At 44.8% G+C, this 20793-nt stretch carries 29 protein-coding genes; 17 read left to right on the plus strand and 12 right to left on the minus strand.

The genetic code is table 11. From position 1 onward, the window contains the following. Positions 1–240: 240 nt before the first annotated feature. The gene (locus QUB39_RS23875) at positions 241–2016 is read right to left on the minus strand and encodes a bifunctional serine/threonine-protein kinase/formylglycine-generating enzyme family protein (protein ID WP_333211339.1); all 1776 of its coding nucleotides are present in this window, start codon (positions 2014–2016) and stop codon (positions 241–243) included. A gap of 56 nt (positions 2017–2072) precedes the next feature. Between QUB39_RS23875 and QUB39_RS23880 the strand changes: the two genes are divergently transcribed. Continuing rightward, on the plus strand, positions 2073–2438 hold the full coding sequence (locus tag QUB39_RS23880) for an S-layer protein (protein ID WP_333211341.1): 366 nt from the start codon (positions 2073–2075) through the stop codon (positions 2436–2438). A gap of 240 nt (positions 2439–2678) precedes the next feature. On the opposite strand, the gene QUB39_RS23885 is transcribed toward QUB39_RS23880, so the two are convergent. From QUB39_RS23885 to psbH, 6 genes are all read right to left on the minus strand, one after another. Beyond that, entirely contained in the window at positions 2679–3008 is a 330-nt protein-coding gene (locus QUB39_RS23885) for a helix-turn-helix transcriptional regulator (protein WP_333211343.1), read from the minus strand. A gap of 115 nt (positions 3009–3123) precedes the next feature. After that, positions 3124–3492: a type II toxin-antitoxin system RelE/ParE family toxin gene (locus tag QUB39_RS23890; RefSeq protein ID WP_333211345.1), complete on the minus strand. Its 369-nt coding sequence runs from the start codon at positions 3490–3492 to the stop codon at positions 3124–3126. Between the two features lie 176 nt (positions 3493–3668). Next, a complete protein-coding gene (locus tag QUB39_RS23895; RefSeq protein WP_006633689.1) occupies positions 3669–3935 on the minus strand; it encodes a DUF3146 family protein in 267 nt (88 codons plus the stop codon). After that, positions 3932–4594 carry an aminoacyl-tRNA hydrolase gene (pth, locus tag QUB39_RS23900; RefSeq protein ID WP_015176009.1) on the minus strand — a complete coding sequence of 221 codons (663 nt, stop codon included), beginning with the start codon at positions 4592–4594 and terminating at the stop codon, positions 3932–3934. Before pth ends, QUB39_RS23895 begins: the two co-directional genes overlap by 4 nt. Then, positions 4595–4855 carry a TatA/E family twin arginine-targeting protein translocase gene (locus QUB39_RS23905; protein WP_333211347.1) on the minus strand — a complete coding sequence of 87 codons (261 nt, stop codon included), beginning with the start codon at positions 4853–4855 and terminating at the stop codon, positions 4595–4597. A 151-nt stretch (positions 4856–5006) separates the two neighbouring features. Then, positions 5007–5210: a photosystem II reaction center phosphoprotein PsbH gene (gene psbH / locus QUB39_RS23910; RefSeq protein ID WP_015176007.1), complete on the minus strand. Its 204-nt coding sequence runs from the start codon at positions 5208–5210 to the stop codon at positions 5007–5009. 212 nt (positions 5211–5422) lie between these two features. Between psbH and psbN the strand changes: the two genes are divergently transcribed. The 5 genes from psbN to QUB39_RS23935 all read left to right on the plus strand — a co-directional run bounded on the left by psbN (position 5423) and on the right by QUB39_RS23935 (position 9372). After that, positions 5423–5554 (plus strand): photosystem II reaction center protein PsbN, encoded by a 132-nt coding sequence (gene psbN / locus QUB39_RS23915; protein ID WP_190742515.1) that lies wholly within the window; start codon positions 5423–5425, stop codon positions 5552–5554. A gap of 247 nt (positions 5555–5801) precedes the next feature. Beyond that, complete coding sequence (aroC, locus tag QUB39_RS23920) at positions 5802–6902, plus strand: chorismate synthase (protein WP_333054594.1); 1101 nt, start codon at positions 5802–5804, stop codon at positions 6900–6902. A 1-nt stretch (position 6903) separates the two neighbouring features. After that, the gene (locus QUB39_RS23925; RefSeq protein ID WP_333054593.1) at positions 6904–7815 is read left to right on the plus strand and encodes an MBL fold metallo-hydrolase; all 912 of its coding nucleotides are present in this window, start codon (positions 6904–6906) and stop codon (positions 7813–7815) included. Between the two features lie 413 nt (positions 7816–8228). Next, positions 8229–8363: a hypothetical protein gene (locus tag QUB39_RS23930; protein ID WP_333211349.1), complete on the plus strand. Its 135-nt coding sequence runs from the start codon at positions 8229–8231 to the stop codon at positions 8361–8363. 85 nt (positions 8364–8448) lie between these two features. Then, positions 8449–9372, plus strand: coding sequence for a hypothetical protein (locus QUB39_RS23935; RefSeq protein ID WP_333054592.1), 924 nt, complete (start codon positions 8449–8451; stop codon positions 9370–9372). Here QUB39_RS23935 and QUB39_RS23940 read toward each other — a convergent pair. Further along, on the minus strand, positions 9369–9545 hold the full coding sequence (locus tag QUB39_RS23940) for a hypothetical protein (RefSeq protein WP_333054591.1): 177 nt from the start codon (positions 9543–9545) through the stop codon (positions 9369–9371). The genes QUB39_RS23935 and QUB39_RS23940 overlap by 4 nt on opposite strands. Before the next feature lie 825 nt (positions 9546–10370). Between QUB39_RS23940 and QUB39_RS23945 the strand changes: the two genes are divergently transcribed. The 3 genes from QUB39_RS23945 (at position 10371) to QUB39_RS23955 (ending at position 12776) form a co-directional block, all read left to right on the plus strand. After that, positions 10371–10982, plus strand: coding sequence for a class II aldolase/adducin family protein (locus QUB39_RS23945; RefSeq protein WP_333054590.1), 612 nt, complete (start codon positions 10371–10373; stop codon positions 10980–10982). A 596-nt stretch (positions 10983–11578) separates the two neighbouring features. After that, positions 11579–12133 carry an Npun_F5560 family protein gene (locus tag QUB39_RS23950; RefSeq protein WP_333054589.1) on the plus strand — a complete coding sequence of 185 codons (555 nt, stop codon included), beginning with the start codon at positions 11579–11581 and terminating at the stop codon, positions 12131–12133. After that, positions 12126–12776: a hypothetical protein gene (locus QUB39_RS23955; RefSeq protein ID WP_333211353.1), complete on the plus strand. Its 651-nt coding sequence runs from the start codon at positions 12126–12128 to the stop codon at positions 12774–12776. Before QUB39_RS23950 ends, QUB39_RS23955 begins: the two co-directional genes overlap by 8 nt. A 44-nt stretch (positions 12777–12820) precedes the next feature. Here the strand turns inward: QUB39_RS23955 and QUB39_RS23960 are convergent, their stop codons facing one another. Continuing rightward, positions 12821–13165 carry an STAS domain-containing protein gene (locus QUB39_RS23960; RefSeq protein WP_333054586.1) on the minus strand — a complete coding sequence of 115 codons (345 nt, stop codon included), beginning with the start codon at positions 13163–13165 and terminating at the stop codon, positions 12821–12823. A gap of 349 nt (positions 13166–13514) precedes the next feature. Between QUB39_RS23960 and QUB39_RS23965 the strand changes: the two genes are divergently transcribed. The 7 genes from QUB39_RS23965 (at position 13515) to QUB39_RS23995 (ending at position 17289) form a co-directional block, all read left to right on the plus strand. Next, entirely contained in the window at positions 13515–14138 is a 624-nt protein-coding gene (locus tag QUB39_RS23965; protein WP_333054585.1) for a DedA family protein, read from the plus strand. 271 nt (positions 14139–14409) lie between these two features. After that, complete coding sequence (locus QUB39_RS23970) at positions 14410–15144, plus strand: hypothetical protein (RefSeq protein ID WP_333211355.1); 735 nt, start codon at positions 14410–14412, stop codon at positions 15142–15144. Between the two features lie 254 nt (positions 15145–15398). Further along, entirely contained in the window at positions 15399–16016 is a 618-nt protein-coding gene (locus QUB39_RS23975; protein ID WP_333211357.1) for a Uma2 family endonuclease, read from the plus strand. A gap of 32 nt (positions 16017–16048) precedes the next feature. Then, positions 16049–16477, plus strand: a complete 429-nt coding sequence (locus QUB39_RS23980) for a hypothetical protein (protein WP_333211359.1) — start codon at positions 16049–16051, stop codon at positions 16475–16477. Further along, positions 16478–16606 (plus strand): hypothetical protein, encoded by a 129-nt coding sequence (locus tag QUB39_RS23985; protein ID WP_333211361.1) that lies wholly within the window; start codon positions 16478–16480, stop codon positions 16604–16606. An 88-nt stretch (positions 16607–16694) separates the two neighbouring features. Then, positions 16695–16895, plus strand: coding sequence for a hypothetical protein (locus tag QUB39_RS23990; RefSeq protein ID WP_333211363.1), 201 nt, complete (start codon positions 16695–16697; stop codon positions 16893–16895). Further along, complete coding sequence (locus tag QUB39_RS23995; RefSeq protein ID WP_333211365.1) at positions 16879–17289, plus strand: hypothetical protein; 411 nt, start codon at positions 16879–16881, stop codon at positions 17287–17289. The genes QUB39_RS23990 and QUB39_RS23995 overlap by 17 nt, the downstream gene beginning before the upstream one ends. A 108-nt stretch (positions 17290–17397) precedes the next feature. On the opposite strand, the gene QUB39_RS24000 is transcribed toward QUB39_RS23995, so the two are convergent. Both QUB39_RS24000 and QUB39_RS24005 read right to left on the minus strand, forming a co-directional pair. Further along, positions 17398–17571, minus strand: coding sequence for a hypothetical protein (locus QUB39_RS24000; RefSeq protein ID WP_333211367.1), 174 nt, complete (start codon positions 17569–17571; stop codon positions 17398–17400). 56 nt (positions 17572–17627) lie between these two features. After that, positions 17628–17819, minus strand: a complete 192-nt coding sequence (locus tag QUB39_RS24005; protein WP_333211369.1) for a hypothetical protein — start codon at positions 17817–17819, stop codon at positions 17628–17630. Positions 17820–18033: 214 nt separating this feature from the next. Here QUB39_RS24005 and QUB39_RS24010 point away from each other — a divergent pair, with 214 nt between their 5' ends. Then, the gene (locus QUB39_RS24010; RefSeq protein WP_333211371.1) at positions 18034–18867 is read left to right on the plus strand and encodes a pentapeptide repeat-containing protein; all 834 of its coding nucleotides are present in this window, start codon (positions 18034–18036) and stop codon (positions 18865–18867) included. 411 nt (positions 18868–19278) lie between these two features. On the opposite strand, the gene purM is transcribed toward QUB39_RS24010, so the two are convergent. Next, a complete protein-coding gene (purM, locus tag QUB39_RS24015) occupies positions 19279–20304 on the minus strand; it encodes a phosphoribosylformylglycinamidine cyclo-ligase (protein WP_333211373.1) in 1026 nt (341 codons plus the stop codon). Between the last annotated feature and the right edge of the window lie 489 nt (positions 20305–20793).

Consider the following 20793-nt stretch of genomic DNA (forward strand, 5'->3'; position numbering starts at 1 on the left):
ACACAATGACAGTGATTTTCCCAAACAGAACTTACGCACAGGTGGCCAGAAACCGGGTTTTTTGAGGATATCCTTCGCTGTACTCCACAGATTAAGTAAAAAACCCGGTTTCTTTGTCGGGAGTGCATCCAGGAGTGCCAAAAATAAATCGAGTCACCAGAGACGACGAAAAAAGTAAAAAAGAAAGAAGAGTAAAGAGCAAAAGAGGAAAAAAGCAAAGAAGAGTCCTCGCGAGGAAAACTAGGACGACGAAGAAACCGAAGCAACCGCAACACGAAAACCCCAGTACCTGTACAAGTAGCCCACAGAGTAGTAGAAGCGGATGGCAGCACGGCAATCGACCGCATAGCTGCCCCACGAACCACCACGCCGCACCCGGTTTTTACTATCTCCACCACTTTCCCAAGCACTTCCGTCAGTCGGCGCACCATCATAATCATCGTGCCAAATATCTTGACACCATTCCCAGACATTCCCGTGCATATCGTAAAGTCCAAAGCTATTAGGCGGAAAACTACCCACAGCAGTTGTTTTTTCACGATAGATTCCCTTCGGTGCAGAACCGTAGGGATAATTGCCGTCATAATTAACTAAATCCGGGGTAACTGTGTCCCCAAAATGAAATGGAGTAGTTGTCCCAGCCCGACAAGCATATTCCCATTCCGCCTCACTAGGAAGGCGATAGCTTCTACCCGTCTTCCGAGATAATCTGGCACAAAATTCAACAACATCATTCCAAAAAACCGTTTCTACAGGCAGGTTTTTACCCTTGAAGTGAGAAGGGTCAGGTTTAAGGTCATACTGAATTTTGGGCAATTTAGCCACTGCTGCCCACTGTGCTTGAGTAATCGGGTATTTCCCCAGCAGAAACGGTTTGATTGTCACCTGATGTTGAGGTTTTTCATAGTCATGACTTTCTACTTCAGTTGCAGGTGCACCCATTTTGAAGCTGCCTTTGGGGATAGAAACCATCTCTAAAGTAATGTCCTTGGCGATAGTTTCTGTAAAAACCTGTGCTTGACTTTGGCTACGGTTGGTGATTTTCCCCTTTGAATTCACTGTCACCGTTTGAAATTGAACTGTTTTTAGGGGATTTGACAATACTTTTACAGGTTGAGGCGATTTGTTCCCCAAACTTTGATACACAGTTGGTGTTGGTGTTGGTGTTGGTGGCGGTGGTGTTGGTGTTGGAGGCGGCGACAAAGATAAAATTGCTTGCAATGCTTGCTCCGCATTTTGATAACGCTGACTGAAATGGTCGCGCACCATTTTATCTAACACATTTGCTAAATTATTACTAACTTGCGCTTGATTTCGCCAAATAACTTCTCCCGTCTGCGGATCTTCTGGTAAGGTATAAGGAGGTTGACCAGTCAATGCTTGAATCCCAATCATCCCCACTGCATAAATATCGCTACACAGTTTAGGTTTGCCGTTCGCTTGTTCGCTGGGCATATAACCCGAAGTACCAATGCCAACGGTGAAGCTAGTTTGTCCTTGAGCATTAACAATCATTGTGCTAATTTCCTTGACCGCCCCAAAGTCAATCAAGATAATTTTACCATCATCTCGGCGCATTAAATTAGCAGGTTTCAAGTCACGATGAATCACATTTTGCTGATGAACAATGGCTAAAATTTCTAAGATATCGTGCAATAATTTAATAGTATGGGATTCGCTTGATTTTTTACCTATAATCAGTTCTTTGGTAATGTCATGTCCTTCGATAAAATCTTGCACCAAATAAAATTCGCCATTTTCCTCAAAGTGGGCGAAAAGGCTGGGGATTTGGTCGTGTAGCTTACCCAATTTATACAGCGTTTGGGCTTCTTTGTCGAATAAGCCTTTGGCAATTAGTAAATGGTCGGGATTGGGATCTTTTGGTTTAAGATGTTTGACGACGCACTGGGGCTGTCCGGGTAAGTCTAAATCTTTGGCGAGGTAGGTGTCGCCAAAAGCGCCTTGTCCCAAGTCTTTGATAATTTGATAACGATTGCGGAGAATAGGACTCGGCATAGTTTTCAGGGAATGCAGTGGAAGGTAGGATCTATTGTCGCACAAAAAGTAATGAGATGCTTAAATTCAGAATCGTTGCCGCATTTATACTGCTAATTAGTGCCAGTTGTTCATTTCCCGTACAAGCGCAAAATCCTGCACAAATAAAGCAAAATAACTCTTTAGTTCAAGTGCAGGTAATACGAGAACAAATTCTCAATGCTTGCGTGCAGAATCAGGCTGAAACTTTGCCAAATCGTTTTACCGATGTGCCATCAAATCACTGGGCTTACAAAGCAGTTTTGACAATGTATTATTGCGGCGCTTACCGAGAAGCAACTGCGCCTGCTTTAATTAAAGAATTACTGGAATCGGGAGATACTACTAGAGAAAGTTTGCATTCTCCATTACCTTTTCCCAATTTCCCATTACCAAGATTTTAAAACTCAGCTGCAGGCAACGCCAGAACAAATTCTCCCTGCTTGCGTGCAGAATCAGGTTGAAACCCTGCCAAATCGTTTTACCGATGTACCTTTTGATCACTGGGCTTACAAAGCTGTTTTGACAATGTATTATTGCGGGGCTTACCGAAAAGCGACGCCACCTGATTTGCTGACAAACCGCCCATTTATAAAAGTGAATGCAAAGAAGGTGAATTATACAAAAAAGTGACTATTCAGATATTAGATGCTAACAACACTAATTTCTGCGGCCGCGGGCGAGTCGAGATTTTGCTTCACCACAATTTGCACATCGCACCCTAACGCATTTAAAAATCGAAACAACCTTTCTGTTGAAAAACCAGTCAGCTTTCCTCTCATCAACGCTGACACCTTTGGCTGGTCAATTCCTAATACTTCTGCTGCTTGAACTTGATTCAGTTTCCTTTGACTAACGATCTCAGTTATCTGTCGTACCAGTTCCGCCTTCATCAGCATTTCAGCAGAATTAGGCATCCCCAAATCAGCAAATATATTGCCACTACTAACTTGAATATCGATCTCTTTACTCATGATTTCCCCCTTTTTTACCTGGTCTTAGTTATTCCTGAAAAAGTAGTGATAAGAAGCCGTCTATTTCCAGCTTATTTAGAAATATAAGCTACTCTTATCACTACTGATTCCAGTTTTACTTACTCTTGAACTTTTCGTAATGCTCTTGAGCTCGTTTTAGCCTTTCTTGGATTAACTTAATATCTTGTTGCGGTGTAGCAATTCCTTTTTTAGACTTTTTCTGAAAAGCGTGCAAAACATATACTGTATCTCCAAACTTTATCGTGTAAACTGCTCGATAGGTATCCCCATCATAGTCATCGCTAATTTCTAAAACTTTTGCACCTCCAAACCCTTTGAGAGGTCTAGCAGATTGGTGTTTTCCTCCTGTTTGTGCTAGATACAGAGCATAGCCCATGATGCCACGTACATCTTCAGGAAATTCTTTAAGATCCTTCTGAGAACTTCCGACCCATTGAATAGCTTGGAGTGATATTTGTGTCATTTTTATAGTATTTTATTAAGAATTTTCTATAGTTTTGAGTGATATTTGTGTCATTTTTACAGTATTTTATTAAGAATTTTCTCATGCTTCACCACTTCCTGTTGTTTATAGCTACACTTCTATTATGCTATATTTAGCATAAAGTGTCAAGAGTTATTCCCAAATAAATATCAATATTAAAACTGAGCCCGAACCGTAAACGAATAATCCCCGCCCGGTTCAAGCTGATAATCCCATTTTTCCAGAAAACGGTGCAGCGGTTCCTGAATCAATGCCCTACCCTGAGAAGGCTCAAGAATCAGTGTTTTTTCTGACGTGAAACGCCACTGAAACTGCCACTCAAAATTGCCGGCAGTCACTTCACCCTCAATCGTGCCTTTTTGCCAAGATTGGCCAGTAACCCGGACATATGCAGTTGTTTCAGGCAAACGTCTCGAACTCACCTTTTTGTTTCCGCGTTTGTTTCTGCAATTGTGCGACTATTGTAAAGGCTCATGGCTTTTTCTACTCCTTGGTGCAGACTCAGTTCCACAGCTTCTACAACCAGTTTAAGCACTTTCTCTACTAACTGACTTTCCTCTGAGGAAAATTTTCCTAAAACGAAGGAAATCGTATCTTTCTCATTTTTAGCAGCATCGTTTTGAGGTTTGCCGATGCCAATCCGCAAGCGAGGAAATTTGTCTGTACCCAAATGAGAAATTGTCGATTTCATGCCGTTGTGTCCGCCGGCAGAACCGGCAAGCCGCATTCTCAATTTCCCGATCGGCAAATCCATATCATCGTATACTATTAATACCGACTCCGCAGGTATCTTGTACCAATCCGTCGCCGCCCGAATCGCTTGACCCGACAGATTCATGTAAGTAAGCGGTTTCAGCAAGCGGATTTTCTGTCCCCGCGGCCGATTTCCCTCGCCAAATATGCCTTGAAATTTGCGATTTTCCGACAGCGAAATCTGCCAAGATTTAGCCAAGGCATCGACAGCATTAAAGCCTATGTTGTGTCGGGTGCGATCGTATTTAGGTTCGGGATTGCCCAAGCCAACAATTAGCTGGGGAATCACTAACTCCGCTGGTGTTTCCGACTTCTGAGTGTTGTTCATTTAAATGTCTGTGCTATCTTCCTTGGGAGTAGCCGCCGTGAGTTTTTCAGTTGCCGGTTTGCTGCTAGTTGCTACTGCTTCTTCTAACTGCTTAGCTTCCCGCGTGAACTCGGATTCAAAATCCCGCGAAGCGTCTTGAAAGCCCCGAATTGCCTTCCCCATACTCCTGCCAATTTCTGGTAATTTTTTCGGGCCAAATACCAATAGGGCGATCGTAAAAATAACTGCCATTTCGGGCAAACCAATGCCAAAAATATTCATGGTTTTTCTCCAGCAATTTGTTTAGTTACTTTTTGTTTATTTATGGCAAAAGTAATCGGAAAGGGTAAGGAAAAACGGGAAAACTTAGCTTTTGCCCTTTCTCCTCAACCCTCAGCTTTTACTTTTAGCCTTACTGTTTTGCGATCTAGTTTTAGCGGCCGAGACTCGACCAATCCATATCCACACTCTCCAGAATCAGAGAAGAGTTGTAGATTTGCAAAATAATCAACAAGAACACGAAAAACAGTCCAATGAACACGCTCATCAATAGCGTGGTTCCCCAGCCGGGGGCTACCTTGCCGTATTCCGAGTTAAGGGGTTTGAGTATATCTCCTAACCAAGTCCGTTGTGCCATAAGTCACCTGAAATGAATCTCTACAGAAAAGTTTGACATATTTCTACCGCTAATTGCGATCGCAATTTCTCAGAAATGCCACCGGGGGACTCGCAAAACGGGGAGTGGGGGCTGGCTGCCATACCGTACAGCGCCTAAAATCACGAGACTTTCAGACGGATTGTTATTTTTTGTAATATTATAGAGTGGAGCACTCATAATCGATCAAAAATATGGAACCTGCAGCAGTTCTTGGCATTTCACTGGGCGTGTGTCTGGTGGCTATCACCGGTTTCTCGATCTACACGGCTTTCGGCCCTCCCGCTAAGGAATTGAGAGATCCTTTTGAAGAACACGAAGACTAAAGAAGAAGGAAGGCACAACACGGATTCGGACACGGATACACGGATGAATTTAAGTGTGTTTCCAGATATCTCCTATTCTCGGTCTCTCCCTCTCTCCCTGGTAGATATTCTTCTAGGGGCGGGAAGGGAGTGATGCTGTGAGGCGATCGCCTGTCGTCGTCTACTCGTCAATGGTATATTTTTCATAAATACAGTAAATCTCTATTCCATTTAAGCTAAAAATTATTAGGTTTCAGGGCAAAGCATAATGGGCAATACCTTTGGGCATTTATTTCGGATATCGACATTTGGGGAATCTCACGGCGGCGGTGTGGGAGTAGTAATTGACGGTTGCCCGCCCCTGGTGTCGATCGACGCATCGTTCATTCAAGCCGAACTCGATCGCCGCCGCCCTGGTCAAAGCAAAATTACTACGCCCCGCAAAGAAGCAGATACCTGCGAAATTCTGTCGGGGGTGTTTGAAGGCAAAACTTTGGGAACGCCGATCGCAATTTTAGTCCGCAATCAAGACACTCGCCCCCAAGATTACGGCGAAATGGCGACAACTTACCGCCCTTCTCACGCTGATGCTACCTACGATGCTAAGTACGGAATTCGTAACTGGCAAGGCGGAGGTCGCAGTTCGGCGAGAGAGACAATAGGTAGAGTAGCAGCAGGGGCGATCGCCAAAAAAATTCTCCAACAAGCAGCAGGAGTAGAAATAGTCGGCTACGTCAAACGCATCAAAGACTTAGAATGTGTCGCCGACCCGGACACTGTTACCTTAGAACAAGTAGAAAGCAACATCGTTCGCTGTCCCGATGCCGAATGTGCCGAAAGAATGATTGAACTGATCGAAAAAGTTCGCGACAGCGGAGATTCGATCGGCGGTGTAGTCGAATGCGTCGCCCGCAATGTACCAAAAGGGCTGGGAATGCCCGTATTCGATAAACTCGAAGCCGACTTGGCCAAAGCCATCATGTCCTTGCCCGCCAGCAAAGGCTTTGAAATAGGTTCCGGGTTTGCCGGGACTCTGCTCAAGGGCAGCGAACATAATGATGAATACTATACTGATGATAAGGGTGTAATTCGTACAGTGACGAATCGCTCTGGCGGAATTCAGGGTGGCATTGCTAACGGCGAAAATATAATTTTGCGGGCGGCATTCAAGCCGACTGCGACAATTCGCCAGCAGCAGCGCACCGTTACCCGAGAAGGCGAAGAAACGCTGCTGGCTGCCAAGGGACGGCATGACCCTTGTGTTTTGCCAAGAGCTGTGCCAATGGTGGAAGCAATGGTAGCTTTAGTGTTGTGCGACCATCTGCTGCGCCATCACGGACAATGTGGAACCTTAAAGCCTGAATTTTAAAATGGAAATCAGCTTGTCCTCAGTAGCGGCAAATCCCCTTGATTGCCCTCAACCCTCCGAATCAATAAAAGGTATAGATGATTTTGTAGTACAGTTTTGGGGCGTGCGGGGCAGTGTTCCGACACCCGGACAGGAAACTGTTCGCTACGGCGGCAATACTTCTTGTTTGGAAATGCGAGTCGCTGGCAAACGCTTGATTTTTGACGGCGGAACAGGCTTGCGGATGCTGGGAGACCAGTTGGTGCAAGAAATGCCTGTGCAAGCTTATATGTTTTTTACTCACTATCACTGGGATCACATTCAAGGTTTCCCGCTGTTCGCCCCAGCTTTCATCCGCGGCAATAGCTTTGATATTTACGGCGCGACTCCGCCGGATGGAGATTGCATGAAAAGGCACTTCGTTGAACGGGTGCTCCACTCGAATTCGCCGGTGCCGCTGATGGGTTTGCAGGCAGATTTGAATTTCTACGAACTCAATCACAACCAGACGATGATGCTGGACGATATTGAGATTAGGACGGGTTCTCTGAATCACCCGAATACTGCTATGGGATATCGGGTGACTTGGCAGGGACGATCTGTGGTTTATTGTTCGGATACTGAGCATTTTCCCGATCGACTAGATGAGAATGTCTACAATTTAGCCCTCGACGCTGATGTGCTGATTTACGATGCGATGTACACAGACGAGGAATATCACAACCCCAAGTCTCCGAAGGTGGGTTGGGGACACTCGACTTGGCAGGAAGCGGTGAGAATGGCTAAGGAGGCGCGGGTGAAACGAGTGGTGATTTTTCACCACGATCCGGCTCACACAGACGATTTTCTCGATCGCATCGCCGAAGATGTGCAAATTGCTTTTCCGAAGGCTGTCATGGCCCGCGAGGGTCTGATTTTGCCGATCGGCTTCTGAAAAGTCGCCCTTGCCAGAGCGATCGAACCATCAACCGATCGAACCATAATTGTTATGTGAATATGTGGATCTGGGGCGAAACCAGCTCCACAATTTTTTTGAATACGCAGCAAACTCTTAAGTGCATGGTATAATTCTTGCTTGTTAAGTTTTTAGGCAGATTATTTAAGGTTTTTTTTATTCTTCAACCGCGTCCGCAAGACGCCAAGACGTAAGATAATTGGAGGATTGCCAAGGGTGAAAAGGAGACAGTTTTGAATGTCAACAAACACGGGGAGGCGAGGCTCTCGCACGCCTGAGTGCTAGTCTGAGGCCAGTAGACTTCCAGAAGCCTTGTTACAGATTAATTATTAAGGACAAAAACTGAAGTTATAGCTCGGATCAAATAAAAGCGCGATCGGTTTTTTGGGCTCATGAATATTGACAACTCTCAAAAGCTAATAGCTTTTAGGTACAAACTGAGAAAATTTTCAGCAGTCAATTTGACTAACCAGAAAGAAACGATCGCTCTGGCGTTTGGCAGTAGCTGCGGCAAGCGAATGTTATGACTTGACTATCAAAATGGGAAATTTACGTTTTAGATCTTCAGCACATCAATACAGATGGATTGCCCTAGGCAGTTTTGCTGTAATTATGGGTATTTCAGGCGCCCTGGCCTACCGCCTCGCCCCGCCCCCCGGATTCATGGCTCAAGGCACTCTCAGTTCTAATAATCCGCCAGTCAAATTTTCGACCACGGGCACGACAATTCTCAAGCAGGGAGAGCAACTCACCCCGGAGGTTCTCCTAGCAGATAATGTTGTCAAAGCAGTGGCAGATGCAGTTAAGCTGTCGCCCCAGCAAGTTCGACAAAATGCTATTGTCAAAATTTCTAAGCCGGAACAACCCCTAGAAATTGTGGTTGGGTATCGCTCGCTAGATCAGGAGCAAGCAATCAAAACGGCGGATATGTTGATGAAGGGCATGGTTGAAAAAAGCCGCCTGATTAACAGATATCGGTGGCAATCAGTCAATCAGTCACTCAACCAACGCTTGGCACAAGTCACTCAAGACCTGAAACAAGCTCAGCAAAAACTCGACCAATACGAAAGAGAGCGCGCTCGTCTGTTGCAGCAAATGAAGCTTCAGCAAGACTTTTACAACAAAACTCAGCTTGCAATGGCGGATACGCAAGCGTCGGAAAAAGAAATGGTTAGCAGTTTGGCCGCCGCTACAGTGCCGCAAATTGTGGCGACGCCTACGAGCGATCCGACAGTGCCTCTGATTTTGGGAATTGGCTTGCTGCTAGCAATTTTGGTCAGCCGCGGTTTGATTCCTTCTGTGGCGGATTGGAGGTACAAAGCAGCTTTTCAGCGAGAAGAGAGCGAAAGGCTCCAAAGTGCTTTGTACCGATTGATCAAAGAAGGCCGGGGCGAAATCACTCTGGTGCGGTTTGCGATGGAAACGCGGCTGTCGCCGGATGTCGCTCAGCGTTTTTTGAACCAACAAGCTGAAGTTTTTAATGCCAATTGCGAAATTAAAGACGACGGCAGCATCTTGTATCACTTCCACATTTAAAGGGCTGGGGGCGATCGCGCTTCCCAGAAAAATTTAGCCGATCGAGTCATCACTGCTCGATCGGCTTGTTTTTTTCTTAATCTGATATCTTGCACCATTGTCAGCAACAGGCTTTTCGGCCTGTTCCACAAAATATAAATTTTCTTGTGGAACAGGCCGAAAAGCCTGTTCATAAAAGACTAATGGAGAATGGTGCAACATCTCAGTTAATAGGACTTATATCAGGTTCGGTCGATCGACTATCCCCCTCTAGGTAGGCGCGGGTTTACCGGATCTATAACTTATACTACTACTACAGATTTTGGTGAACCCGCCGACGCGAGCTGGCGTTGCGGTGATTTTACGTGACATAATATTAGGCTCAACCCGGTTTCTTAGGTTGTAGGATGCCCCGGAGCTAAAAATTGCTCGATCGACAGAGGTGTTGAATAACGTAGAACACCCGAAGATTGTGCCAGTGCGTCCCAGACTGGCTAAAAAATATTTTTTTTGTGTTCCGCTTGCTTTTTTCTTAAATATATGTACACTTATAAAAAATAAGTAAATCTACGGTTGCTTTTTACCGGACTTACCGGATTAAGGGTACTTTATCCTTAAATATTTCTTAAGGTAGAGCTCAACTCAGTAGAAATGCTGTAGTATAGAACAATAAGCGATTCAGGGATGTTATGTAGTTTCACATCAGAAACTCGATCGGGCAAAAGCCTAGAATCAAACTCCCCGACTGAAAGGGTACATTTTCATATTGAACTTTTGTAATCACCTAGAGGCTAAATCATGATTTTTGGAATAATTGGTTCAACTTTCCTAGCTTACTTTTTGCTAATGTCGGTAGCTAATTACGGCGACACTGGAATGTAGATTAGTTAAGGCACTTATGCACGGAGACATAAGGCAGCAAGCAAAAAAAGCTGTTTGACAACTTCTTGACAAGTTCGATTAAGTCTCAGCTTCAGCCAACTCTGTCGTGTCACAGTAGTGTCCGATCAAACAAAAAAATGGATGAAGGAGTCGTTAAGTACCGTTGTGATTGGGAAGAGGCAGGCCCTGTAGCTGCCACCAACATAACAGATTTGATGGACTGGCGCGATCGGCTCCACTCTTGGGGATTAATTGGCGTCTACGAAAATGGCATAGGGTTTGGCAACGTCAGTGTCAGACTCGGTAATTCTTGCCAATTCGTGATTTCGGGAACCCAGACTGCACACTTGAGGAATCTGGGGCCAGAATCATACTGTACTGTTACCGAATTTAACTTAGAACAAAATTACCTTGGCTGCCGGGGGCCCGTACAAGCTTCGTCGGAGTCCCTAACTCACGCGGCCCTGTACCTTCAGAGAGAGGAGGTGGGCGGGATAATTCATGTCCACAATCCTAAGCTATGGCAGCAACTGCTGTTTAAGATTCCTACTACTAGAAAAGAAATACCTTACGGCACTCCCCAGATGGCCTTAGAAATGTTTAGACTTTTTGAGGAGGAGAATTTGGCCGATCGCAAAATTCTGGCGATGGCCGGTCACGAGGACGGCATTATCTGTTTTGGCGGCACCGTGGACGAAGCTGGCAAAGTGCTTTCGGCTGCGATTAATGAGATTGGAGTTGAGCGTTGATCTCTCGAACGGTTGATCCATCGCCTCGGTTGTGGTAAAGATCGAGCATCAAACTCTCGCAACCAGCTCAAAAATTGCCAAGTGCCTCTTGCCTCTGTGGTAATGGAAAGATATTCTAAATAGCAGATATATACTAGATTTAATCGTAAAAGCTGAGAGTCATTGTCAGTAACCCAGCCCTAAAGGGACTGAGCTTGGTCGCGACTGATTGAGCAAGCTGTACTGACCAGCCTAAGACTTTAGAGGTCTACGTTATTTGGGTCACGACACCGGAGAATGCGACGCTAGTTTTCCGCTCTGTCGCTTGTAGTTAAACAGCCTTAAGGTCACTGAGGCAGTGCTGCAAGCTTAACAAGCTCTTATAACATTGGCGAAGCGAACATTACCCCGAAAGGGAGCCGGAGATAACCATATCTCCACAGAGGGGTAATTATACCCCTCTACCCCTCGCCGGAGGGGAAAGCGGATTCAAGGCTGTGGTCACGCTCGCCCTTCGGCTTCGCTCAGGATAAACTCCGTCGAATGTATTGAAACCGCCCGTGTCGTTTACCTCTCAGGGCTAAAGCCTCTGAGTTTCCCACTTACCGAGCATTCTTATGAATCAAACTAAACTTGTAAGCTCAAAAGAACTGCAATCAGAGGTATCTCGTCTCACCGAAGAGCTGCAAATGCGCGACCAATTGGTGCAGCAGTTGTCTCAAGAACTTTTCCGGCTGGTGAAGGGCAATTCTAATTTTGTGCCGGCGCCGGAAGTTTCCGATCGCCACCAAGCTCAAATGCAGGCAATGCGGGAACAACTCCAAGCTGTTGAAGAACAGGTGGGTTTTTATCAGGAACAAATCGCCGAACGGGATGCTGAGGTTTACCAACTGCGGCAGTCGGTGCAAGAATTGACGGATCGCTCTCGGATGCTAGAACAGGTAGTGCAGGAATTGCCGGGGGTTTACCGCCAGAAGTTTGCCGAGCGGCTCGATCCGATTAAGGAAAAGTTGGATCAATTGCAAAAGGAAAACCGTCAGTTGCACACTGAGTTGCAAAGCGTAACTTACCGTCTCGCGGTGCGGAGCCGCAAGGCTAAGGGCCTGGATCTGCCGAGCGTCGATGAAACGGACGATCGGGGAATTCAAATGCCGAGCTTTGGCAATGTCTAAGGTTTTGATTGTGGCGGGTGGTGAGAAAGATTCGGCCGCAAGTCTCTCCGCGGCGATCGCTCAATCTGATCCTTTAACTGAAGTCAATATCTGTGGGGTTTCTGAACTCGATTCTGGCGAGATCGCTCCGGGTGGGGCGATCGTTTGTCCTTTGACGCTGGATGTGCCAGAAAATCTGGTTTTTCCTGCTCAAGATGTGTTTCGATTTTGTAGCAATGTTTCCGCAGCGCGCGATCGAGTGTCCCAGGAGTTGCTTTTTCCCGTCGGCGGTGGCAATTTTTGGCTGCCTGTGGTGTTGACGGCAAAGGGCCCACTGTATGCTGAGGCGATCGGTGGGGAACCTTCTAAGCAGTCTGGCGAGTTGAGTTACTCTCAACCGGTGCATTTGTCGGATGTTTGGCGACAGCAGTTGTATGAGTTGGCTTACCGCTTGCTGAATCTTTTAAATGCGCCGCCAGCGACTTATTTGATGCAGTTCGGGTTTGTAGGGGAAAGGATTTGTTTCGATCGACTTTTGCCTTTTCCTGCTGCACCTGCGATCGCTTCTGTCGGCGTTCAAGTGCCGGATTTATTTCTTTGTCATTGGTATTGCTTGACAAATAAACCTATTTATGATATTGAGATTCACTCTGCGGTTGCTTGAAGTCTCTGGGAAACTTGAGATTTAAACTCGGTATCTCATTTTAATCAAGCAACTAAAGCCGGAGTTTCAGTGGAGATAACTTGCTCGAAACTGTCGAAGATTTCAAAGAGTTGGTCGAGTTGAGTAATTTCAAAAATTAGCTTGACTGTCGCTGAGAGGTTGCAGATGACGAGGCGGCATCCCCGGTGGCGGGCGGCGTTGAGTCCGCCGACTAAGGCGCAGATCCCGGAACTGTCGATGAAATCTACGGCAGCCATGTCTATTACCCAGAGTTTGTGGCGATCGGGCACAATCTCGGCTAGCTGTTGCTGGAGGAGGCTGCCGGCTTGGGAGTCGAGGCAGTTGTGAGGTTGAAGGACGATGGGTGGGTTGAAGTTGGGAGATTCCATAGCAGTTATCCTAGGATCGTAAAGTATGAATAAGTTAGTTTAGTTGCTGACTCTCTTGAGAGACTCAGGGGATTTCAGCGTATGTTTTAGGATTGGCGATCGCCCTTGTGGGAATCGGTGGGGAGAGCCGTTGTGATAAATTTAGGAGGAAAACTGGCTGGCGATCGCGCGGAACGCAACTGCAACAATTCTCTATTCACCTAGTATGCCTGAAAGCCTAATTTTTAGTTGGGCCAGCGATCGCGACAACAGTGTGTTTTTCATCACAGCGAAAGATTGCACTATTGGCTGAATCGAGCCAATATATAAATGTATTGAGCTTTGCAAAAGTTTACGAAGGCAGTATCGAATGTCTTTTGAGTTTTTATCGTTAGAGACTATTCAGCAGTTTGCGCGTGATTACGGCTACTGGGCAGTATTTCTGGGAATTTTGCTGGAAAATCTGGGAGTTCCTCTTCCAGGCGAGACTATTACGATTGCTGGCGGGTTTTTAGCTGGCAGTGGGGAACTGAATTACTGGTATGTACTCGGCAGTGCGATCGCTGGTGCTACATTGGGCGGGAATTTTGGTTATGCGATCGGCAGGTACGGCGGCTGGCCGCTGCTGCTGAAGCTGGGACAATTTTTCCGCTTTCGAGAAGAACAACTGTTTGACTTAAAAGAACAGTTTAGCAAAAATGCAGCTAAAGCCGTATTTTTGGGCCGTTTCATCGCATTGCTGCGAATTTTTGCTAGCCCCCTAGCAGGTATTGCAGAAATGCCTTTTTGGAAATTTTCGCTGTTCAATGTTCTGGGTGCTGCAAGCTGGGCATCTGTAATGGTAAGTTTATCCTACTTCTTGGGACAAGTTGTGTCTTTAGAGAAATTGGTAGCTTGGGCTGCTCAATTTGCGGTATTTGCTTTGCTGTTAGCAGTTGCTTGGATTGCAATTCCTATTTGGTTGGAGGCGCGGACTTTGGACAAGACTAAGTAAGATTGGTGGTTAGACTTTTTGCAAGAGTTCGGGATTTTCTGTTTTTAACCGCAGATAAAAGCAGATGCAATGTATTTTTGCAATAAGTCTATCTAATCATTCGTAGGTTGGGTTAAGCGAAGCGAAACCCAACTATCTAGCGAAACCCAACTTTCTGGGAACCTCAAGTTGGGTTTCGTTCCTCAACCCAACCTACAACTTTTTTCCTTTTAGTCAGTTCGCTAACATAGATTTATAATAGTAAAAATCAATTATATAATAGATAAGAACTATGGGATACACTACAATTTTTGACGGAACATTTCATTTAAATAAACGGTTATTAGACAGCGAAGCTATTTACTTATTAGAGTTTTCTCGCACTCGACGGATGAAGAGAAATTCGGCGATTTTGCAAAGTATTCCAGATCCGGCGAGAACAGCGGTGGGTTTGCCTGTGGGCGAAGAAGGCTGCTATTTTGTCAATGAAAAATGGGATGAAGACTCCGAAATTTCTGTTGTTAATTACAACCGCCCGCCGAAGACTCAGCCCGGATTGTGGTGTAACTGGATTCCTACTGCTGACGGCGGGGGGATTAAATGGAGCGGCGTAGAAAAGTTTTATGATTATGTCGAATGGTTGCAGTATCTGATCGACAATTTTCTTAAACCTTGGGGTTATGTTTTAAATGGCGAAGTGAATTGGCAGGGGGAAAGAGAAGAAGATGTGGGTATGATTTGGGTTGAGAATAATGTGATTATTTCGCCCGAGGGTGCAGAGGAATTGTTGAGGTATGCGGTGTCACCGGTATCGGTGCCAAAGTTTGTTTGGGATTGTTTCAAGACGATGGAAGCGACGGGATTTTCTTTGAGGGATTGGAAGGAGGTAATTGATAAAGCTGTGGAGTTGGGACACGGGGAAGCTGCACTGTGGATCAAGCCTAATTTTGACAAGTATTTTGATGGTATGGAGCGGGGTTTTGAGTTTGAAGGAGAGGTAATGGAAACACAAGATGAGGATTTGTGAGCTGTAGTTTCGATTCATGGAGGCTCAGAAACCGGGTTTTTTACGAAATACTTCGTTAGATCATCGCAGATTCGGGAAAAAAACCCGGTTATGAAGGTCGGAGTAGTTAATCCGTAGGGTGCGTCGCTGCGAGATTTTCGATATAACTTGCAGATTCTAGATAGCGACGCACCTTACTTGCCATCAGATTATAGGTACTACATACACAGGTCATATGCTATATCATTGTAAGTACGATCGTCCGAGGATGTACTATGACGGCATTAACAGAAATCCGCGAAGCAATCGAGAAAGCACAGCCTTATTACTCTCCATTGGAGTATTTTGAATTAGAAGAAGCAGCAGAGTATAAAAGTGAATATCATAGCGGTAAAATATTACCAATGGCGCTTGATTCCGCCAATCACAACCTGATAGTAGGTAATTTGATTGCTCCTTTGAACTTCGCTTTGAAAAAACAGAGAGATTATCATTTATTTGCTTTAGGTTTGCGTTTGTGGATACCGCAGAAGCAAGTTTGTACTTATCCTGATGTGATGTTGGTTGCGGGGAGGTTGGAGTTTGCGGAGGGTAGGAAAGATACGATTACTAATGCGGTGATGGTGGCTGAGGTTTTATCGGAATCGACGGCGGATTATGACAGAGGTGGCAAGTTTAAACTTTTTCGCACGATTCCTACTTTTCGAGAGTATGTTTTGATAGATCAATACGAGATGCACGTCGAACAGTTTGTGAAGACGGATGATAATAAGTGGGTTTTGTCTGAGTATGATGGTGCTGATGCGTTGTTGAGATTGAGTTGCGTGGAGTTTGAGATTTTGTTAGGTGATATTTACGATCGCGTGGATTTTGAGTCTGAGTCTGAAGAGTGAAGTTCTACTAGAAGTAGAATCCCGGAAGCATTATGGAATGTGAAAAGTTGGCTATTACTTCTAATATCGGTCAAAAATGGGCTGTGACTCTTTGCTGCGAAGCCGAAGAAAAACTGGAATTGAGAGTTGCAAAAATTCTTGAGTATTTAGACAAAAATTATCTGTTAAAGCAATGGGCAATATCTGATATTGAAGCTACGGGCAGTTACGGCAATTGCTGGACTGCGCGGTGTAATAATCTGGAAATATTTCAGGTATCTACTTCTGATTTGTTGGAGGTAATGAGGGAAGAAGGTCAAGTTATTGAGTTAGATGCTAGTTTGATAAAAGACGACGAGGAATTGTTTAAAATATTGATTAGAGATGGGGTTTCAATTGATTTACTTGGCAGCGGGGAGATGATGCCGCTGACGGTTTTGGGGAAATATGTTTATGTTGACAAAGAACTGTTTATGTGGTAGATGACGTGGGTGCGATCGCACTTCAAAAAGCTCGATCGCCCTTTGTCAGAGAATGTTGAGATGAAAAAGGGCGATCGTAATTATTTGGCGTGTTTGCTGAAAGGCGATCGCTCCTTTTTGTTTCACTAATTTAATTTTATTTAATACTAGACAGTTGCGATCGTCTAAAGAAAAGGCGGTATAATTAGGCTGTGGCGTTCAATTCCAGGGTGGTAAAATGTCCGAAACTGACCCGTCCGAGAAAAAGCGATTTACAAAACCGGCAACCGATCCAGATAAATGCGCGGAAATGGCTAAAAAATACGGCTGGGATTATCAGAGATTTATTCCTAATAACGACCCGATTTTGAAGGTAGACTGCGAGTTTGTAGGAGAAGAGATTAACTTTCAGGAGTTGTGGTATGACCACCAAGATTAACTCGCTTAAAAGCAAGCCAACACTGAAGATTTACCGCACTGACGGTGCACAGACTGGATGGGAAAAAAGACTCGATGCAATAGGTTCTGGTACTTACTTGCTGCACGAAGAGATGGACTATTCCAGAAACAGAACTATACCCAAAATTGGCGATCGCTTGGGAGAGTCTAAACGTTTCCCAGACGGAGAAATTTACCACCGCCAAAGCAATTGGTCGATCGTAAAAGTACAGTGCTATCCTGCTGTTGGCGAAGACTGCGACTGGGATGAAATCATCCTTTGCTACTGCCAGTTTGAGCCAATAGAGTCTAAGTGGGAGAGAGTCGCTACTTTGGAGGAAATTGTAGCGGAACAAGTAGCTAAAGATACGGGTTTGGAGGTAGTTAATGGTTGAGCGATCGCACTAGCGATCGCAATTATCTTTATTGTTAAAATTTTTCACTATGGAATACAGAATTCCCAATCAAATAATTGGGAATTCTAACATAATCAATCAAGGATTTTACCGATCTTTACTGTTTTCTCTTTCTAAAAATTCCACCCCTTTTTCAAAATTAGTAGCAGTGTTAGCTGCAGCTAATCCATCAATAATGTTCTTGCCTTTCTTTCCAACTACTGCTCCTGCTATAGCAGAGAGGACTATAGTAGCGGTAACAGGGTCAATTATCGCGAGCATAAAACCTCCATAGTGCGATTGAGCTAGAAGTATTTAACGTAACCCAAAGACTAAAGCTAGGACTGCTTGGGAGGTTGCTGACCTGCTAATCCGCAAGTACCTCCAATAATCGCACCTGTTGCAGCTCCTTTTAAAGCTCCTTTAAGAGGAGCTTTAGTGTCTTTTGCCGCGCCACTTACACCACCAGCTATAGCTCCAACAACAGAGCCAATAACCATGAGACTAATTGGGTCAACTATAGCAATCATGGAACTTTCCTCGTTTAAGTTATTAACACCATAACGAATCTATATGAGCTTTGACAGTGAGAAAAGCAATAAAAAAGTAATAAAAAAGTAATAAAAAAGTAATATTTTTGACTAATTGCAGTAAAATCTATATCTGACGATGGATTTCATCTATAAGAGTGTCGCTAAGTGTTACGCCAACATTAACGTTTCCATTGTTTAGGGAGTTTAACAAATGACAGTTGAGGAAGCAATAACACTTGTAGAAAGTGTACTAGACTACCAAAGTCTCAATAAAGTTCAAGAGCTAGTGTTTCGGCAATCTTGGGAGGGGCTGTCTTATATAGAAATTGCTAAAAGCGCAGGCTATGACTCAGATTATATCAAAGATGCTGGTGCTAAGCTCTGGAAACAACTATCTGAAGCCTTTGGAGAGAAAGTCAAAAAAGATAATATTCAGTCAGTCTTAAAACGATACACGCGACGACACAAAGTGAATTTACAGCGAAATTTGACGATCGAAGTTAACCTCAGCGGTGCAAATCTAAGTGGTGCGAACTTAAATGGAGCTAGAGTAGTTGCTAACTTCATTGAAACAGATTTGTCTCAAGCTGACTACAAAGGATCGATCGCACCGGATGACAACACAGCATCATCTGAAGAATTCACAGATATTGAAGATGAACAAAATCAGGAAACTCAGGCTGGCTCAGAAAACGAAATTAACTGGAATGGTTTTCGCCTTAACTCCGACGCACAAGTGAAAATTGCCGAAATACTCGATCGCACTTCCACTCTCTTCATCCCCAACTCCCAACTGCGACTGACAACACCCGCCGGGAGACAAAACCAAGAAGCTGACTTTCTGATATTCCACCAAAACAAGTTAGGGATACTGAAAATTGACAGTGGATCATCCCATCCAAACGCAACAGAAGATGAAATGTGCCAGCTTTTCATAGATTCTGGCATCAGTCTTGTCAAACATTACGATGCTACCCGATGCAGCGAACAACCCGATCTAGTTGTGCAGGAGTTTTTGGAAAATTTGAGTCAGGTACAAGCCTAATCAGGTGTTTTTTATTTAAACTGTGATACAAACATTACCTTGGCTTTTGATATTTTCTCACTTCAACAATTAACAATCCTTCATTTTATAGTCGATGTAATAAATAGTATAGCTGTTCAATTAATTTAAACCTTCTGGGTAAAATTTTACACTAATTCACGGAATTAGTTTTGAATTATACCGTATTTAAAGGCACAACAGCTTATTTCACTTTCATTTAAATTTGTAGCAACGAGTCATCTGTTGTGAATTCCTTTTTCTCTTTCTTCCTCTGTGTCCTCTGCGTCCTCTGCGGTTACTTTCATAATTATAAATTTAACCGCAGATATACACAGATGAAGGCAGGTTGAGATTGTCTGTTAACGCATAAAACAAAGCCAAGCAATCTTCACCCCCTGCGATTGCTTCTTACTAATTATCCACGATCAATTCTCCTTTCCCCTCAATCACTTCCCCGATCGCGAACGCACCAATTCCCTGAGACTCAAACCATTTAACAGCCTGTTCTACTTCCCTCGAATCGAGCAACAGCACAAAGCCAATCCCCATATTAAAAGTATTGAACATATCGGCTGTAGCAACTTGGCCCGCTTCAGCAATCCACTGGAAAATTGGCAAATTTGGCCAGCTATTGCTGTCAATTTTCACAGATTGATTAACTCCCAAACAGCGGGGCAAATTTTCCGGCAAACCGCCGCCGGTAATGTGAGCCATGCCGTGAATTTCTAAACCGCTCTTAATTGCTTCGAGGACTGGTTTAACATAAATCTTAGTCGGAGTTAGCAGCACTTCTCCTAAAGTTTTGCCACCTAACTTTTCGGGTTGGGAATCCCAGCCAAAACCCCCATCGCCCGCAATTTTTCTCACCAAACTAAAACCGTTGCTGTGCACGCCCGAACTTGCCAGCCCCACAGCCACATCTCCCACCTGCACCCGCGAACCGTCCAACAATTTGCTCTTTTCGACAATTCCCACACAAAAACCGGCCAAATCGTACTCACCCGCTTGGTAAAAACCGGGCATTTCTGCCGTTTCTCCTCCGAGTAAAGCACAGCCCGCTTGCTTGCAACCGTCAGCAATGCCGGCCACCACCGCAGCTAATTGTTCGGGATTTAACTTTCCCGTGGCTAAATAATCGAGAAAAAAGAGGGGTTCGGCCCCGGATGTCAGCACGTCGTTGACGCACATCGCCACCAAGTCGATACCTACCGTGTCGTGCCGATCGAGATTGTGGGCCAATTTTAACTTAGTCCCAACGCCGTCAGTACCCGAAACCATAATCGGCTCTTTTAAGCCCTCCGGGACGCTGAAAAACCCGCTAAACCCGCCGAATCCGCCCAAAACTCCCGATCGGTGCGTGCTCTTAACCATACTCCCGATGCGCGAGACAAAAGCTCTGCCCGCCTCAACATCCACACCTGCTTCTCGATAATCCATAAGTCCGCCAAATCGATTTCTTCTAATTTTTAGTTTATTCCCATAACAGTTGACAAACAGCTTTTTTAAGACTAGCCATTCGGCAGCCCACAAAATACACTAAAGTTTTGTAAAGTTTTGTAAAGTTTTCCGTAATGGCTGAAACGGCTGTAAGCCTTGGAACTAAAGGATTTTATGATAGAGGGTTTTGAGAAGATTTGATGAAGATTTGGTGAAAATCGCGATCCCAGCGATCCCCAAGCACAAAAGTTTGTGGTAGTCTGTTGCAGTTCGTGAACAAAACACAAATTGCGAATCGAGTATGAGTTGTCAAGTGTCAGGGAAGTTTGCGCCAATTTTTTTGGGGCGGAAGCATTAAAGCAAAAACGCACCCGGATACTTTGCTTTGACTCACGGGGGAATGGCGAAGGGCAAGAGAGAAATCCTTGACGCCCGCCGCCAAATGGCCAATCCTCCAATCTCGGTTGGCAATGGCTATTCACAAAAATG

The sequence above is a fragment of the Microcoleus sp. AT8-B5 genome (assembly GCF_036705565.1).
Classification (GTDB): Bacteria; Cyanobacteriota; Cyanobacteriia; order Cyanobacteriales; family Microcoleaceae; genus Microcoleus.